The 15871-nt window shown below is 65.1% G+C and carries 14 protein-coding genes; 6 read left to right on the top strand and 8 right to left on the bottom strand.

The window, feature by feature from the left end; genetic code table 11:
* The first annotated feature begins 59 nt into the window (after nt 1-59).
* Entirely contained in the window at nt 60-980 is a 921-nt protein-coding gene (locus IVB50_RS14190) for a LysR substrate-binding domain-containing protein (protein ID WP_085349559.1), read from the top strand.
* Nucleotides 981-1302: 322 nt separating this feature from the next.
* Here the strand turns inward: IVB50_RS14190 and IVB50_RS14185 are convergent, their stop codons facing one another.
* Nucleotides 1303-2577 carry a cytochrome P450 gene (locus IVB50_RS14185; protein ID WP_018453687.1) on the bottom strand — a complete coding sequence of 425 codons (1275 nt, stop codon included), beginning with the start codon at nt 2575-2577 and terminating at the stop codon, nt 1303-1305.
* Nucleotides 2578-2670: 93 nt separating this feature from the next.
* Nucleotides 2671-3936, bottom strand: coding sequence for a cytochrome P450 (locus IVB50_RS14180; protein WP_018453688.1), 1266 nt, complete (start codon nt 3934-3936; stop codon nt 2671-2673).
* Between the two features lie 370 nt (nt 3937-4306).
* On the opposite strand from IVB50_RS14180, the gene IVB50_RS14175 reads away from it, so the two are divergent.
* Nucleotides 4307-5461 carry a YjgN family protein gene (locus IVB50_RS14175; RefSeq protein WP_247296113.1) on the top strand — a complete coding sequence of 385 codons (1155 nt, stop codon included), beginning with the start codon at nt 4307-4309 and terminating at the stop codon, nt 5459-5461.
* 3 nt (nt 5462-5464) lie between these two features.
* Nucleotides 5465-6574 carry a M48 family metallopeptidase gene (locus IVB50_RS14170; RefSeq protein ID WP_026232574.1) on the top strand — a complete coding sequence of 370 codons (1110 nt, stop codon included), beginning with the start codon at nt 5465-5467 and terminating at the stop codon, nt 6572-6574.
* A gap of 18 nt (nt 6575-6592) precedes the next feature.
* Here IVB50_RS14170 and IVB50_RS14165 read toward each other — a convergent pair whose 3' ends face one another.
* The 4 genes from IVB50_RS14165 to IVB50_RS14150 all read right to left on the bottom strand — a co-directional run bounded on the left by IVB50_RS14165 (nt 6593) and on the right by IVB50_RS14150 (nt 10104).
* A complete protein-coding gene (locus IVB50_RS14165) occupies nt 6593-6802 on the bottom strand; it encodes a hypothetical protein (protein ID WP_026232575.1) in 210 nt (69 codons plus the stop codon).
* 78 nt (nt 6803-6880) lie between these two features.
* Complete coding sequence (gene upp / locus IVB50_RS14160) at nt 6881-7510, bottom strand: uracil phosphoribosyltransferase (RefSeq protein ID WP_007614501.1); 630 nt, start codon at nt 7508-7510, stop codon at nt 6881-6883.
* Nucleotides 7511-7601: 91 nt separating this feature from the next.
* Nucleotides 7602-8840, bottom strand: coding sequence for a URC4/urg3 family protein (locus IVB50_RS14155; protein ID WP_247296112.1), 1239 nt, complete (start codon nt 8838-8840; stop codon nt 7602-7604).
* Between the two features lie 7 nt (nt 8841-8847).
* Complete coding sequence (locus tag IVB50_RS14150) at nt 8848-10104, bottom strand: GTP cyclohydrolase II (protein ID WP_018453693.1); 1257 nt, start codon at nt 10102-10104, stop codon at nt 8848-8850.
* 389 nt (nt 10105-10493) lie between these two features.
* On the opposite strand from IVB50_RS14150, the gene IVB50_RS14145 reads away from it, so the two are divergent.
* Together IVB50_RS14145 and IVB50_RS14140 are read left to right on the top strand one after the other, a co-directional pair.
* The gene (locus tag IVB50_RS14145) at nt 10494-11621 is read left to right on the top strand and encodes a threonine synthase (RefSeq protein WP_026232576.1); all 1128 of its coding nucleotides are present in this window, start codon (nt 10494-10496) and stop codon (nt 11619-11621) included.
* A 104-nt stretch (nt 11622-11725) separates the two neighbouring features.
* On the top strand, nt 11726-12532 hold the full coding sequence (locus IVB50_RS14140) for a class I SAM-dependent methyltransferase (RefSeq protein WP_018453695.1): 807 nt from the start codon (nt 11726-11728) through the stop codon (nt 12530-12532).
* A gap of 37 nt (nt 12533-12569) precedes the next feature.
* On the opposite strand, the gene IVB50_RS14135 is transcribed toward IVB50_RS14140, so the two are convergent.
* Nucleotides 12570-13385 carry a DUF2927 domain-containing protein gene (locus IVB50_RS14135; protein ID WP_018453696.1) on the bottom strand — a complete coding sequence of 272 codons (816 nt, stop codon included), beginning with the start codon at nt 13383-13385 and terminating at the stop codon, nt 12570-12572.
* A 68-nt stretch (nt 13386-13453) separates the two neighbouring features.
* Nucleotides 13454-14032 carry a L,D-transpeptidase gene (locus IVB50_RS14130; protein ID WP_007596474.1) on the bottom strand — a complete coding sequence of 193 codons (579 nt, stop codon included), beginning with the start codon at nt 14030-14032 and terminating at the stop codon, nt 13454-13456.
* 266 nt (nt 14033-14298) lie between these two features.
* Between IVB50_RS14130 and IVB50_RS14125 the strand changes: the two genes are divergently transcribed.
* Nucleotides 14299-15846, top strand: coding sequence for an acetolactate synthase large subunit (locus tag IVB50_RS14125; RefSeq protein WP_085349553.1), 1548 nt, complete (start codon nt 14299-14301; stop codon nt 15844-15846).
* Nucleotides 15847-15871 lie beyond the last annotated feature (25 nt).

Below are 15871 nucleotides of genomic sequence, written 5' to 3'. Positions count from 1 at the left end.
GCCAGCCCCCTATGCTCATTTGCTATAGCGTATGGAGTAGCCTTCCAGGATTGGCAAGCATGGATTTCCGTCAGCTCAGGACCTTCAGTTGCGTGGCGGAGCTCGGCAGCCTCTCCAAGGCGTCCGATACGTTGCGCGTGGCGCAGCCGGCGCTCTCCAGGCAGATCAAGCTCCTGGAACACGAGCTGCGCACGGAATTGTTCACCCGCAACGGCCGCGGCATGGTGCTCACGGATGCCGGCCGCCTCTTGCTGGCGCGCACCTCCGGTATCGTGCGGCAGATCGACCAGATCCGCGACGACATCCAGTCGTCCAAGGGGCCGCCATCGGGCCAGGTCGTGCTCGGCCTGGTCCCGACCGTGAGCTGCGTGCTGTCGGCGCGCTTCGCGCGGCGCTGCGTCGAAAAATTTCCCGGCATTTCGCTGCGCATCGTCGAGAGCTACAGCGGCCATCTCGTCGAATGGCTGCATCGCGGCGAGATGGATCTCGCCATCCTCTACGGCCGCTCCGCCGATCTGCATCTCAACGTGGAGAGCTTGGGGCGCGACAACATCGTCGCGGTTGGTCCGCGCGGTTGTGGCCTCGCGCGCAAGAAGAGCGTCGATGTCGGCTGGCTGCTGCGGCAACGGCTGGTGCTGCCCAGTCATTCCCACGGTCTCCGTGCGCTGATCGAGCATGCGGCGGCCCAGCGCAAGATCAAGCTCAACGTCCAGCTCGAGGCGGATTCGTTCCGCGTGCTCACGAGCCTCGTCGAGGAAGGCCTCGGCTTCGCGCTGCTGCCGCCCTCGTCGGTCCACGGCGAGGTCGCGGACGGGCGGCTGGAAACGGCTGTCGTCTCGAAGCCGATGACGCGCGAACTCATATTCGCCTCTCCGATCGACCGTCCGGTCTCGACGGCCTCGCTTGCCGTCACCGCCCTCCTGCGCGAGGAAGTCGCCGCCTGCCGCAAGGACGGCGTGTGGGACATCAAGTTGAGTTAGATGTGGCGGTGCGGTTTAGGACAGAAGGCCGTATGCGACCCATCGCATGTTGCGCGAGCTGTCATGCCGGAATTTTATAGCTGGGGTGGAGTCGCCCGCTCTCAATCCACCCCCGCGTGTCATTGCCCGCGAAGGTGGGCAAATCCAGTATTCCAGAGCCCGCAGTGCTTGAGCCGAGAAGCCGCGGCATACTGGATGCCCCGCTTGCCGCCTACGCTAAAGCTTCGGCGCCCCTGAACCTCAGCCCGGCGAAGCCTTGGCGTAGCCGGGTCGCGGAGCATGACAGCTGAGGTTGAGAAACACCTGCCGTATAGCGAGCACTCTACCCCGGAATCCTCACCGGCAGCGACTCGTACCCCTTGATGAAGCTCGAATAGATCCGCTTGGGCTCGCCGACTACCTCGATGCGGTCGAAGCGCTTCAGCATCTCTTCCCAGACGATCTTGAGCTGGAGTTCGGCGAGGCGCATGCCGACGCAGCGGTGGATGCCGAAGCCGAAGGAGAGATGGGTCCGCGGCCGCGGGCGGTCGATGATGAACTCGTTCGGCTTTTCGAACATCTCCTCGTCGCGATTGCCGGAGACGTACCACATCACGACGCGGTCGCCCTTCTTGATGTGCTTGCCGCCAACTTCAGTGTCCTGCAGCGCGGTGCGCCGCATATGCGCGAGCGGGGTCTGCCAGCGGATCACTTCGGGCACCATGGAATCGATCAGTTCCGGGTTGGCGCGCAGCCTGTCGTACTGCTCCGGATTCTCGTTCAATGCCAGCACCGAGCCGGTCATGGTGTTGCGCGTGGTGTCGTTGCCGCCGACGATGAGCAGGATGATGTTGCCCATGAGATTATCGGGGTCCATGAAGCGCGTGGCGTCGTTGTGCGCCATCAGCGACAGCAGGTCGTTGCGCGGCGCGGAGTTGACGCGCTCGTTCCAGAGCTTGGACATGTAGGCGTAGCATTCGTCCATCTCGCGGCGGCGCTCTTCGGCCGAGGCCACGATGCCGCTCTTGGGCAGCGCGGTCGCGACATCGGACCAGCGCGTCAGCTTGCGCCGTTCTTCCCAGGGGAAGTCGAACAGGGTGGCTAGCATCTGCGTCGTCAGCTCGATCGAGACGCGCTCGACGAAATTGAAGGTCTCGTTGCGCGGCAGATTGTCGAGCACGGTCTGCGAGCGCTGGCGGATCAGTTTTGCCAGTTCGTCCAGATGCGTCGGCGTGAACATCGGCGACACCGTCTTGCGCTGCGACGAATGACGCGGCTGGTCCATGGCGATGAAGCTCGGCCAGTCATAGCCTTCCGGCACGTCGCGGATCCCGATGCCGCCGAGCGTTGAATCCGAGGAGAACAGGCCGTGATTGGTGTCGACATGCATGATGTCGTTGTACTTCACCACCGACCAATACGGCTCGATCGGCGCATTGGTGCAGTAATGCACCGGCTCTTCCTTGCGCAGCCGCTCGAACCACGGCCACAGGGTGTCGTCCTGGAACAGCCTGGGCGCGCCCGGGTGGAATTGCGCCAGCGGCGTCGCATAGGCCTCCTCGCGCGCCCTGCGCATGCGTTCGGCCTTGTCCACTTGAACCGGCGCTTGGATGTTCATGGTGGTTTGCTCCAGTTGCTTGCTTGACCTCTCCCGCGTGCGGGAGAGGGGGCACAGCTTCCTTGTGGACGTGTCGAACTCATCTTTGCGAATCTAAGCCGCGATCTTCACCGGCAAGGTTTCAAGACCCTTCACGAAACTCGAATAGACCCGCTTGGGTTCGCCGACCACCTCGATATGGTCGAATCGCTTGAGGATCTCTTCCCAGATAATCTTGAGCTGGAGTTCGGCAAGCCGCAAGCCGACGCAGCGGTGGATGCCGAAGCCGAACGAGAGATGCGTGCGCGGCCGCGCGCGGTCAATGATGAATTCGTAAGGCTTTTCGATCGCATCGGCGTCGCGGTTGCCCGAGACGTACCACATCACGACCTTGTCACCTTTCTTGATCTGCTTGCCGCGGAACTCGAAGTCCGCAAGCGCTGTGCGCCGCATATGGGCCAGCGGCGTCTGCCAGCGGATCACTTCCGGCACGAAGCTGTCGAGAAGCGCTGGGTTTTCGCGCAGCTTGCGATATTGCTCCGGGTGCTGGCTCAGCGCGTGGAGCGAGCCCGACATGGTGTTGCGGGTGGTGTCGTTGCCGCCGACGATCAGAAGGATGAGATTGCCGAGGAAGTTCTTCGCGTCCATGTCGCGCGTCGCGGCGCCATGCGCCATCATCGACAACAGGTCGCTCTTCGGCGGCTGTTCGATGCGTTCCTTCCACAGTCGCGTGAAATAGCCCGCGCATTCCGTCAGCTCGGCCTGACGCTCGTCTTCGGTGGCGACGAGGCCGTCGGGGCCGGGAATGGTGGTCGCGATGTCCGACCAGCGCGTCAGCTTGCGGCGATCCTCCCAGGGAAAGTCGAACAGCACCGCGAGCATCTGCGTGGTGAGCTCGATCGAGACATGGTCGACCCAGTCGAACACCTCGCCGCGGGGCAGATTGTCCAGGCACTCGGCCGAGCGCTGGCGGATGCTGAGCGCGAGATTGTCCAGATGCGTCGGCGTGAACATCGGCGCCACGGTCTTGCGCTGCGCCGCATGGCGCGGCGGGTCCATCGAGATGAAGCTCTCGCGGCGCAGTTCCGGATCGATGTCGCGGATGGTGATGCCGCCGAGCGAGGAGGCCGAGGAGAATACCGAATGATTGGTCTCGATCTCCATGATGTCGTTGTAGCGCGTCACCGACCAATACGGCCCGAACATCGAGTCCTTGCAATAGTGCACGGGATCTTCGCGGCGCAGGCGATCGAAATAGGGCCAGAACGTATCGGTCCTGAACAGCTCTGGGTCGCCCGGATCGAACTGCTCCAGCGGCAGTGACGTAGCGCGTGCGCGTAACGCGTCGAGCTTCGCCGCGTTTTCGATGGTCCCATGCATGACCGCTCTCCCTGACATCAACCGCGCGTTCTCGTTGAATTCTGCGCTGCGGTATTTGATTTGCAATTACAGCCGGTTGTCTGCGCCGGAGCAAGGGCGAGTTTTGCCACATGGGTGTGATGTAGCCCGGATGGAGCGGAGCGAAATCCGGGATTCGGTCCGCCACTGCCGCTGTCCCGGATTGCACTGCGCTCCATCCGGACTACGAGGCCATTGATCCAACAACGTGATCTCGCGCACGCCCTCGGCCGTGGAATCGTGCCAGAAATCGACCGGAATCGAGCTAAATCGAACCCGCCCATCTTGGGGATCGACTAATCTCTGATCTATAAGTTTGATCGAACCAGGTCCGCACCCCGAGGTTGCCGCCGTGAACGACATGCAATGGGCCCCCATCGGCTCCGAACCCTTACCCCCGCCGCTGCCGCCCACGCGGGTCGATTTCACCGGCAACCGTACCGAGTTTCGCAAATTGGTCACCAAGGGTGCCCTGCTCGAGCTCGTCACCTTCGGCTTCTACCGGTTCTGGCTCGTCACCGACATCCGCCGTCATCTGTGGGCGAACACCGCGGTTGATGGCGACGCCGCCGAATATACCGGGCGGGCCAAGGAGCTGCTGGTCGGCTTCCTGTTCGCGCTCGCGATCCTGGTGCCGATCTACCTCGCTTACTTCCTTGTCGGTATCGAGTTCGAACGCTGGCAGGGCTTTGCCTCGACGCCGCTGTTCATCAGCTTCTACGCCTTTGGTCAGTTTGCGATCTTTCGCGCGCGGCGCTATCGCCTGACGCGCACGGTCTGGCGCGGCGTGCGGTTCTGGATGGACGGATCGGGCTGGGCCTATTCGTTCCGCGCCATGCTGTGGGGCTTGCTCGTGTTCCTGACGCTCGGGCTCGCATTGCCGTGGCGCGAGGCCTCGCTCGAACGCTACAAGATGCGGCACACCCATTACGGCGATTTACGCGGCGATTTCGAAGGCGACGGCTGGACATTCTTCAAGCGCGGCTGGTGGCTGTGGCTGCTGAGCCCGATCGCGATGGTGATCTTCCCGCTCGCGCCGTTCTTCTATGCCGAGTTCAAGGCGCGCGAGTGGCGCTGGTGGCTCGACGGTATCCGCATCGGCGACGTCAGCGTGTCCTCGCAATTGCCGCACAACGCATTCTACGCGTTGTACTGGAAAGTGATCGGCTGGTGGATGCTGCTCTCGGCCATCTTCGCCGCCTATATCGGCGGAGCGACCATGCTCGTCGTCAAGCTGAGCGGTCTTTCGGTCGAGCAGGCGTTGGTGCGGGGCAATGCCGCCAAGAGCATCCCGACGCTGGTGATGATGGTGATCGGCTACTTCACACTCGCTCTCGCCCTCAACATCGTCATGCGGGTCTATCTCCAGCGCGATCTCTGGGCCAAGGTGCTGGAAACTGTCGAGGTGCACAACATCGGAGCCGCGGCGGATGTGCGCGGCAGCGCCGAGCTCGCCAGCGCGCTCGGCGAAGGCTTTGCCGATGGACTCGATGTCGCGGGATTCTGAGCTGTGAGTGAGTTGTCCACAGAGGTCCCGGCGCAATCCGCAAAGCCGACGATCTTCTTCGACGGCGTGTCGAGCCGCAGGCGGCAGGTGGCGCTGACGCTCGGTGACGCGCTCGAGATCCTCGAAGAGGGTGCGACGCCCGTTCGCTGGGCCTATGCCGACATCCGCCGCGCCGATAGCCCGCCCGGCATCTTGCGGCTCGCCTGCGCTTCCGCTCCGCCGCTGGCCCGGCTGGAAATCCGCGACGCTCTGCTCGCGTCAGACGTGACCGCGCGCTGCATGCGGCTCGACGAGCACCAGACCTCGCGCCGCGGGGTCGCAAAAATCGTCGGCTGGTCGATGGCTGCCGCCGTCTCCATTGTCTGCGTCGTGCTGTTCGGCGTGCCGCTCGCTGCCGACCGCCTCGCGCCGCTGGTGCCGAAACCGATCGAGCGGCGCATTGGAGATGCGGCGGAGGTTCAGGTGAAGACGATCTTCGGGCGCAGCGAGTGCCAGGATGGGGCGGGGAAAGCCGCCTTCGTCAAGCTCGTCAATCGGCTGCGCGATGCCGCCGGCCTCGACGACGATTCCATGACCGCGGGCGTGCTGCCGACCCCGGTGCCGAACGCGTTCGCGCTGCCGGGCGGCAAGGTGTTCGTGCTGAAGGGCCTGCTCGACAAGGCCGAAAATGCCGACGAGATCGCCGGCATCCTCGCCCACGAGCTCGGTCATCTCAAGCATTACGACAACATGCGCGGCCTGATCTACAACGGCGGCACCTCGTTCCTGATCGGCCTGTTGTTCGGCGACGTCACTGGCTCGAGCGCCGTGATCTTCGCCTCGCGCAGCGTGGTTGAGGCTTCCTATTCGCGCGAGGCCGAGACCGCTGCGGATACGTTTGCCATCGAGATCATGCACAAGCTCGGCCGTTCGCCTAAGCCTGCAGCCGAATTGATGTTCCGCATCACCGGCAAGGAAGGCGGCGGCCTCACGTCGATCCTGGCGAGCCATCCGCTGACCGAGGACCGCCTCGCGCGCATGACGAAAGAAGACCGCCCCGCCAGCGGCCCGCCGCTGCTCACGGATGCGGAGTGGCAGGCGCTGAAGGGGATCTGCGGCAGCGGCAAGGTGTGACGGCCCGCCCTCAGCGCATCACTTCGCGGGCGCAGCAGGTGGATTCGATCCGGTGGTGACGCTCGGCGCGTTGTTCGGATTGGAGGTCGTGGTCTGCGGGCCGACGTCGCGTCCATTGTAGAAGAAGACGGCAGCGACCACGGCGATCACGAAGATCGCGCCGATCGCCCAGCCCACCGGGCTGTTGCGGCGTGCTCTGTCTGCCCTGCGGTCATCCTGATAGGTCATCGTGCTCTCCATCGTAGAGCAGGAAAACCTTGCGCGAGCGAACCTGTTCCTAACGTGACGCGGTTTGCAAGCCGGCGCCTATCTCGTCCCGTAGGCGCGGTCGCCGGCGTCGCCGAGGCCCGGCAGGATAAAGCCGTTCTCGTCGAGACCTTCATCGACTGCGGCCGTCCAGATCGGCACGTCAGGATGCAGTCCGCGCAGCCGTTCGAGCCCTTCGGGGGCGGCGATCAGGCAGGCGAGGCGAATATCCTTGGCGCCGCGCTCCTTCAGCCGGTCGATTGCGGCCACAGCCGTGTTGGCGGTCGCAACCACGGGCGTCACCACGATCGCCAGGCGCTCGCTGAGATCGGACGGCGATTTGAAGAAGTACTCGACCGCGGCAAAGCTGTGCGGCTCGCGGTAGAGGCCAATATGGGCGACGCGCGCGGTCGGCACCAAATCCATCATGCCGTCGACGAAAGTGGTGCCGGCGCGCAGCATCGGCACGAACACCAGCTTCTTGCCCGCGATCTTGGCCGAATGCATCGTCGCCAGCGGCGTTTCGATAACGGTATCGGCGAGCGGCAGGTCGCGCGTCACCTCGTAGCACAGCAGCATGCCGATCTCCTTGATCAGCTCCCGAAACGATTTGGTCGAGATCGATTTGTCCCGCACCAGGGTCAGCTTGTGCTGCACCAACGGATGATCGACGATCGTGACGCCTTGCATGATCGGATGCCTTTCTTCCTTCTCCCCTTGTGGGAGAAGGTGGCGCGAAGCGCCGGATGAAGGATCTGTTTCCGCGAACTCGAACGAGAGACTAGAACACCGTACCGTCGCTGATCACCTTGAGCGGCGGCGAACCATCGGGCCGGCGCGCGAAGGCGATGGCGCGGCCCGCGGCCCAGGTGCCGCCTTCGAGAATGCTGGCGAGCGGCAATGTCTCAGGAGTGCGCCCGAGTTTGGCGCGGACCAGTTCGGCGAGCCGGTCCAGCAGCGCCACGGTCAGCGCGCGCCACTCGACGACGAGCAGGGAATCCACCGCATGCGCGCGCTCGGCATCGGCGGCGTCGCGCAGGCGCAGCACCTCGTGATCGACGAACAGCCCGCCATTGCGATATTCGGCAAGCCCGGTCAGGCCGTCGATGTCGGTGACGTCGAATCCGGCGCGCTGCAGCGGCTCGATCAACGAATAGCTCAGCCATTGCGACAGCTTGTGCAGGGGCACAAGGCCCGCGGTAGCGTCATCGGCCTTGATCGCCGGGTGGCGCCAGCAATCGCCGAGCGGAATCCCGGCAAGCTCCAGCCGCGACGGCCAGATCGGTCCGAGCTGATTCAGCACCGCCGAGAGAATCGCGGGCGCGGGAACCGCGCCGCCCTTCGCCTGCGCCGCGATGTGATCGAACAGCCCGCCCGGCCGCGGGGTGTCGTGCGCGCCGAACACGTCCGCCCGCTCCGCCACCAGCTTGCCCAAGCGGCGCAGCAGATCGGTCCGCCCCTCGACCCCGAGCAGCGGATTGGCATCGCTCACCTGAAAGGCCGAAGTGAGCGCGGCGAGTGGCAGTCGCGCGAGCACGTCGGCATCGGTCCTGAAGGGCGCGCGGGGATCGTGGGAAAAAAGGCCGCTTGCGAACATGTCGAGGCTCGCAATCGCGAGTCCCTCGGATCGGCCGATGCTCTGTCCCGTCACCGCGTCGCGGTATCGCCACGCGGCACCCGCGCCGGCGTCGAGCAGCACGCTGACGATGGCAAGGTCGAACTCCGCGCGCGCCCGTGCCGCGCGGTCGGGCCATGACGTCGCGTCCGCGAGCCGCGCCCAACGGTCGACGCCATCAAGCACGAAATGCCGCCAGCGCGCATGGAACGGAATCTCCAGCGTCGGATAGGCCTCGCGCGTCACGGCGAGAACGGCGTCGGCAACGCCATCCATGCGATCGAGATCGATGGTGAAATGCGTCAGCCCGCCGTTCAGACCGATCCCAAACATCTCGCCGGCACGCGCGCGAACCGCTGCTGCGCTAAGCAGCGAACGGGCCTGCAATTCCAAAGCGTCTGCCATCAATCGATCAGTATTTTTCCAGCGAACGCCCGACCACGCCGTCGACGTCCTTCTCCGGCGCAATGTCGGTGGAGTAATAGCCGGCGGCCTTCTTCGCGGCGATCTCGACATAGGCGTCGGCGGGAATGAGCTCGGGCGGGATCGGCACGCGCTCGACGATGTCGATGCCCTGCGAGGTCAAAGCGTCATGCTTCATGTCGCTCATCGAGAGGAAGCGGTCGATGCGCTTCAGGCCCAGCCAGTGGATGGTGTCGGGCATCAATTGCTGGAAGCGCGCGTCCTGGACGCCGGCGACGCATTCGGTGCGCTCGAAATAGGCGGCGGCCGCATCGCCGTCCTCCTGGCGCTTGCGCGCATTGTAGACCAGGAACTTCGTGACCTCGCCGAGCGCGCGGCCTTCCTTGCGGTTGTAGATCACGAGCCCGAGTCCGCCCTCCTGCGCGCCGCGCGCGGATTCCTCGATGCCGTGAATGAGGTAGGGCCGGCAGGTGCAGATATCGGAGCCGAACACGTCGGAGCCGTTGCACTCGTCATGCACGCGGCAGGTGATCTTGGTGCGATGGTCCGGCAGCTTGGTGACGTCGCCGAACATGTAGACGGTGGTGCCGCCGATCGGCGGCAGAAACACCTTCATGTCCGGCCGGGTCACGAGCTCAGGGAACATGCCGGCGGTCTGCTCGAACAGCGTGCGCCGCAGCTCGGTCTCGTTGGTCGCAAAGCGCTCCGCAAGGCCTGGCAGATACCAGACCGGATCAATCGCGATCTTCACCACCGACACGCTGCCATTGGCGTGCACGACGTCGCCGTCGGCGCGCAGGCGCTTGGCGGCGAGCGCCTCGCGGATCTCCGGCAGGTCCAGCCGCGCGCGCGTCACCGCGATGCTCGGCCTGATGTCGATGCCCTCGGCGATGTCCTTGCCGAAATTCTCGGCGACGAGATGCCCCCAGGGATCGAGCGCGACGATCTTGGCGGGATCGCTCCATTGCGGGAACGGCCCGATGGTCGCCGCGGGAAACGTGTTGGTGAGGTCGGGCCTACGAATCGGATCGAGCGCGCCGGCGGACACCGCGAGCGCGCGGTACATCGCATAGGAGCCGCCATGGCTGCCGATCACGTTGCGATCTCCCGCGCGCGACACCGTGCCGATGATCGGACCGCGGGTGCGTGCGTCGGCGGCGCCCCAGTGGATCGGGAAGGCGGCTGTCCTGCCCGGCTCCGGATGGGAGGTGAGGCGGATGTGGTCGGTACGGTTCGCGCGGCTCATGACCAAACTCCTAAAAAGCCAACGGCCCGCCGCTCGGACGGGCCTTGGCTCGTCGCGCTGCCGATGCGGAACACCGGCGGCGCGAGCTCAATCCAACATATTGTAGCGGGCAGTCGCGACAGACAAGTTAATCGTGCTGCGCGGGGGCGGGGCGGTTCGCGGCCAAATTCCTGTCGTCCCGCGACCCGGCAGCGCTTGCCCGAGTCCCACGCTACCGCACTGGCGGAGCTCTCCGCCACCGCAGTAAGATGATGAAGTAATTATGGTTTTCACGTTTTCAAGAGGCGCCACACGGTTGGCGTGCCGGGCGTCGAGTTTCCGGACAAAACGTGTCATCAAACCAAAACGTACAGATCGCCTTTGCCGCATCGCCTTCCTTGGAGACCGCCATGCCCGCCCCCGCCTACATCGACCCCCGCAACGGTAAGCTCTATCCGCTGGACCAGCCGCGCTGGTGCTCGGACGAGCGCACGCCGCTGCTGGTGACGCCCGGGGCAGGGATGTCGCGGGAGGAGATCGAGCCGCGCACGCGTTCGCTCTGGCGCTACCGGGCGGCGCTGCCGGTCGAGATCAAGACTCCGATCACGCTCGGCGAAGGCTGCACGCCACTGGTGCAGCAGGCCTGGGGCGAGCTGCGCCCGTTCTTCAAGCTCGAATGGTTCAACCCGACCGGCAGTTTCAAGGACCGGGGCTCCGCCGTGATGCTGTCCTTCCTTCGGCAGATCGGCGTCGACGCCATTCTGGAGGACTCGTCCGGCAATGGCGGCTCGTCGATGGCGGGTCTCGGCGCCGCCGGCGGCATGCGCGTGAAGATTCTCGCGCCGGCCTCGACATCGCCGGCCAAGATCGCGCAGGTCCGCGCCTATGGCGCGGCGGTGCAGCTGGTCGAGGGCCCGCGCGAGGAATCGGAGGCCGAGGCAATCCGGCAGTCGAGCCAGACCTTCTATGCCAGCCACAATTGGCAACCGTTCTTCCTCGAAGGCACCAAGTCGCTCGCCTATGAGATATGGGAGGACCTCGGCTTCCGCGTCCCCGACAACGTCATCGTGCCCGTCGGCGCCGGCAGCAGCCTTTTGGGTTGCGCCCTTGGTTTCCGTGAGCTGTTGAAAGCCGGCCAGATCACCAGGCTGCCGCGCCTGTTCGCGGCGCAGCCGCTCAACTGCTCGCCGATCGATGCAAGCTTCAAGGCCGGCGTCGACACCCCTGTCGCGCGCGAGGTGAACAAGACCATCGCCGAAGGCACCGCGATCAAGCATCCGCTGCGCCTGCGCGAGATCATCGGCGCGTTGCGCGAGAGCGGTGGCGGCACTGTCGCGCTGACCGAGGACGAGATCGTCGCCGCGCTGCGGCGTCTTGCGCGGCAGGGCCTGTTCGCCGAGCCGACCAGCGCAAGTGCTGCCGCCGCGCTGGAGAAACTATCCGTCACCGGTAGCATCAAGGCGACCGAGACCACGGTCGCGGTCCTCACCGGCACCGGCCTCAAGGCCGCGACCATCGTTGCCGATCTCGTGCAATAGGACCGCCAGGGAGGCGAAGCCGTCGCCGTCATGGGCTTGCGTTGAACCTTTGGCATCCGTCGTCAGCCTCATGAAAAACTGACATTGAGCGAAGGGAGAGTTCCATGGCCGACCAAGACCCGTTTGCTGGTTTCAAGGCAGTCCAGAAGGAAGCCTGGTCGCTGTTCACGCCGATGGAAGTGTTCACCACGCCCTCGGCCGCCAAGCTCGTGAGCTTCGCCGGGGTCGCGACCGGCCAAATGCTGCTCGACGTCGGATGCGGCACCGGCGTTGCCGCGATCACGGCGGCGCGCCGCGGTGCGAAGGTCAGGGGTCTCGACCTGTCGCCGGTCCTGCTCGAGCGCGCCCGCGAGCACGCGCAGCTGGCGAATCTCGATGTCGACTTCGCCGAAGGCGACGCCGAAAGCCTGCCCTATGGCGACAACGAGTTCGACGTGGTGCTCAGCCAGTTCGGCCACATGTTCGCGCCGCGTCCCAAGGTCGCCATCGGCGAGATGCTGCGCGTGCTGAAGCCCGGCGGCACCATCGCCTTCTCCACCTGGCCGCCGCATCTCTATGTCGGCCGGATGTTCGCGCTGATCGGCCGCCATCTGCCGCCGCCCGAGGGCGTGGCCTCACCGGTGTCGTGGGGCGATCCGAAGATCGTCGCCGAACGTCTCGCAGGGAAAGCGAAGGATATCACCTTCGAGATGGACATCATGACGCCGTCCGCACTCAGCCCGCAGCATTTCCGCCGCACCATGGAAACGACGATCGGGCCTTTGATCAAGCTCGTCGCCCAGTACAAGGACGAGCCGGACAGGCTGCGGAGTTTTCGCAGCGAGTTCGAGGCGCTGATCTCCGAATATTACGACGGAAGCAACAACGTGATGCGCCAGCAATTTTTGATGTCGAAGGCGAAGAAGGCGTAAAGCCGCGCCACGGTGCTTTCCTTCTCCCCTTGCGATCTCACTCCTTCAGATCGTTCACGCGCCTTACCCAAATGCGTACATCGGTGAGCACGTCGGGCAGCGCCGCCTTGACCTCAGCCACGGTCATGCCGGCCTTGATGCGGGGATCGTAGAGCAGGTTGAGGATGTACTGGTCATAGACGTCGAAATAGCCCATCGAGACGTTGTCGTTGAACATGGTCCAGGGCACGCTGGCGGTGTCGTTGATCGGGCCGAGCGATTGCAGCAGCTCCTCATAGGCGCAGTCGAGGAAGGTGAAATCGCCGTTGTCGACGGTGAGGATGACGTCGGAATGCTCGATCTCGAAATTGTCGTTCTTGCGGAAGCCGGACAGGCATTGCGGATCGAGCGAGGTGCGGATCTCGCGGGCCTTCTCCGCACCGTAGAAGCTCGAGATGGTGCGGAACAGATCGCGGTCGCGCACGAGCTTCACGCGCACATTCGCCGCTTCGCTGGAGTCGATCATGGCGATGTCGAGATGCTGCACGCGCTTGCCGATGTCGGCTACGACTTTCGCGAGCTGCGCCTTGCGGTCGGCGCGATCGCTCTCGGCGAACACGCGCACCGGTCCGTCGAACTTGCGGATGCGATCGACACGGCCGGCAAGGTGGTATTCGGCGCCGAACGCCGTCTTCAGAAAGCCGTCGACGATCTCGCCGTCGGTAAAGCTCTTCTTCTCGGCGCGCTGGCGCGAAGCGATCGCGGGCAATTCGCCCGCGACGGCGATGGTAGCGGTGTCAGGCGCGAACGCGACGGTGGCGAGCGCCAGCAGCACGATGCGAAAGCCGGACGGAGACGGGGCCAATGCGCTCATTGCCAGGCGACGCTGCCGTATTCGGAACCGACGCACAAGGCCGCATATCCACGCGCCGCCGATTCTTGCTAGTTGTTCAGCACGACCACCGTGGTGCCGACCCCGACGCGGCCGTAGAGGTCGGTGACGTCGTCATTGGTCATGCGGAAGCAGCCCGAGGACACCGCCTGGCCGATCGTCTCCGGCTCGTTGGAGCCGTGGATGCGATAGAGTGTCGAGCCCAGATACATCGCGCGCGCACCGAGCGGATTTTCGACGCCGCCCTTCATGTGACGCGGCAGGTCCGGCCGGCGCGCCAGCATCTGTGACGGCGGCGTCCAGTCCGGCCATTCCTTCTTGGCGGTGATCCGGTGCACGCCGCCCCAGCGGAAGCCGTCGCGGCCGACACCGATGCCGTAGCGCAGGGCCTGGCCGTTCTGGAGCACCAGATAGAGCCGGCGCTCCGAGGTGTTCACCACGATCGTGCCCGGGGCGTAGTTGCCGTTATACATGACGGTGGTGCGGGGAACTGGGCTCGAGCCGCCGCGGAAGAAATTCGGGCCGCCGCCCATGATGTCGCGCGAGTCGAACTCCTCGGCGAAGGCGCCGCCGGCGGTCGCCGACAGCAGTGCGATGGCGGCAATCGGCGCGGCAAAATACCGGATCATTGTTCCCCCAGCAAAAAATCGATTCAACTGAAGTTACAGGCCATATTTGCGGGCTTTCCGCAAGCCACGGCCTCGTGAGACGGGGCATCCTTAACGGTTGGCGTTACCAAACCGGCAACCGCGCCAATTTGCCGGAAAGTATTAGCCAAACCAGCGCATCGCCGCGCGGGGCAGGGCGGCGACGCCGGCTATTGCTTTGACGAGACGAGCGAACAATGATTGATCGGATGGATTGTTGGAACATTGCCGGTTGCGGGAGCTGACGGATGAACGGTGCGGAAAGTCTGGTGCGGACGATGGTCAAGGGCGGGGTCGACGTCTGCTTCTCCAACCCCGGCACCTCCGAGATGCATTTTGTCGCAGCGCTCGACCGCGTGCCCGGCATGCGTTGCGTGCTCGGCCTGTTCGAAGGCGTGGTGACCGGCGCCGCCGACGGCTATTTCCGCATGAAGGGCACGCCGGCCTCGACGCTGCTGCATCTCGGCCCCGGTCTTGCCAACGGCCTTGCCAATCTGCACAACGCCAAGAAGGCGAATTCCGGCATCGTCAACATCGTCGGCCAGCACGCCGTCTACCACATCGACTACAACGCGCCGCTGACCTCCGACATCGAGGGCCTGGCCCGGCCGATGTCGTCCTGGGTCCGCACTTCGCCGGACTCCAAATCGGTCGCCGCCGACGGTGCCGCGGCGATCGCCGCCGCCAAGAGCGCGCCGCCGCAGATCGCGACCCTGATCCTGCCCGCCGACACCGCCTGGAACGAAGCGGACGGCATCGCCGAGGTTCCGGCCGAGCAGCAGCGCGCGAGCTATTCGCCGCAGGCGGTCGAGCAGGCCGCAAAGATCCTGCACGGCGACGGCGAGGGCACGCTGCTGCTGATGACCGGCAGTGCGCTGAGCGAGCAGGGCCTGGCGCTGGCCGAGCGCATCGCCGCCAAGACCGGTTGCACCGTGATGGGCCCGACCTTCCGTCCCAGGATGGCGCGCGGCCGCGGCCGCTTCTCGATCGACCGCATCCATTACGTGATCGACAACGCGCTGCAGATGCTGGCCAGGTTCCGCCATATCGTGCTGGTCGAGTCCGACGATCCCGTGGCGTTCTTTGCCTATCCGAACAAGCCGAGCATCCTCAAGCCCGAGGGCTGCGAGGTGCATCGCATGACCTCCTGGGGGGAGAATTCGGTCGCTGCACTGGAAGCGCTCGCCGGCGCGGTGAAGGCCAGCGCGAAGGACGTCAAGCCGCAGGCCGCGGCTGAGCTGCTCAAGCCGACCGGCGCACTGACCCACGCCTCGATCGCGCAATCGATCGCCTATGCGATTCCGGAGAACGCGATCCTGGTCGACGAATCCCTCACCACCGGCCGCGCCTTCTTCCCGCCGACAGCGGCGGCTGCTCCGCACGACTGGCTCCAGAACATGGGCGGCTCGATCGGCTTCTCGACGCCGCTCTCGATCGGTGCCGCGATCGCCTGCCCGGACCGCAAGGTGATCTGCATGGTCGGCGACGGCAGCGCGATGTACACGATCCAGTCGCTGTGGACGCAGGCGAGAGAAAACCTCAACATCGTCACCATCGTGTTCGCCAACCGCATCTACCAGATCCTGCGCGGCGAGTTCGACAATGTCGGCGCCGGCGAGCCCGGACAGCGCGCCAACGACATGCTGCGGCTCGACCGGCCGACGCTGGATTTCGTGGCACTGGCCAAGGGCATGGGCGTGCCCGGCCGCGCCGTCACCAACGCGGACGAGTTCAACAAGGCGCTGGCCGAGGCCGTCGCCGAGCCCGGACCGCGGCTGATCGAAGTCCAGATGTAGGGCACCGCATCAGGAGCGCCGAGGG

It is taken from the genome of Bradyrhizobium sp. 87, assembly GCF_023073015.1.
GTDB lineage: Bacteria > Pseudomonadota > Alphaproteobacteria > Rhizobiales > Xanthobacteraceae > Bradyrhizobium > Bradyrhizobium canariense_D.
This window is presented reverse-complemented; position numbering and strand designations above follow the sequence as displayed.

Coding starts and splice junctions, on each gene's coding strand:
- IVB50_RS14135 (WP_018453696.1), bottom strand. CDS start 13,385: ATGAGCGCATTGGCCCCGTCTCCGTCCGGCTTTCGCATCGTGCTGCTG.
- IVB50_RS14145 (WP_026232576.1), top strand. CDS start 10,494: ATGCCCGCCCCCGCCTACATCGACCCCCGCAACGGTAAGCTCTATCCG.
- IVB50_RS14180 (WP_018453688.1), bottom strand. CDS start 3,936: ATGCATGGGACCATCGAAAACGCGGCGAAGCTCGACGCGTTACGCGCA.
- IVB50_RS14130 (WP_007596474.1), bottom strand. CDS start 14,032: ATGATCCGGTATTTTGCCGCGCCGATTGCCGCCATCGCACTGCTGTCG.
- IVB50_RS14190 (WP_085349559.1), top strand. CDS start 60: ATGGATTTCCGTCAGCTCAGGACCTTCAGTTGCGTGGCGGAGCTCGGC.
- IVB50_RS14140 (WP_018453695.1), top strand. CDS start 11,726: ATGGCCGACCAAGACCCGTTTGCTGGTTTCAAGGCAGTCCAGAAGGAA.
- upp (WP_007614501.1), bottom strand. CDS start 7,510: ATGCAAGGCGTCACGATCGTCGATCATCCGTTGGTGCAGCACAAGCTG.
- IVB50_RS14185 (WP_018453687.1), bottom strand. CDS start 2,577: ATGAACATCCAAGCGCCGGTTCAAGTGGACAAGGCCGAACGCATGCGC.
- IVB50_RS14165 (WP_026232575.1), bottom strand. CDS start 6,802: ATGACCTATCAGGATGACCGCAGGGCAGACAGAGCACGCCGCAACAGC.
- IVB50_RS14150 (WP_018453693.1), bottom strand. CDS start 10,104: ATGAGCCGCGCGAACCGTACCGACCACATCCGCCTCACCTCCCATCCG.
- IVB50_RS14155 (WP_247296112.1), bottom strand. CDS start 8,840: ATGGCAGACGCTTTGGAATTGCAGGCCCGTTCGCTGCTTAGCGCAGCA.
- IVB50_RS14125 (WP_085349553.1), top strand. CDS start 14,299: ATGAACGGTGCGGAAAGTCTGGTGCGGACGATGGTCAAGGGCGGGGTC.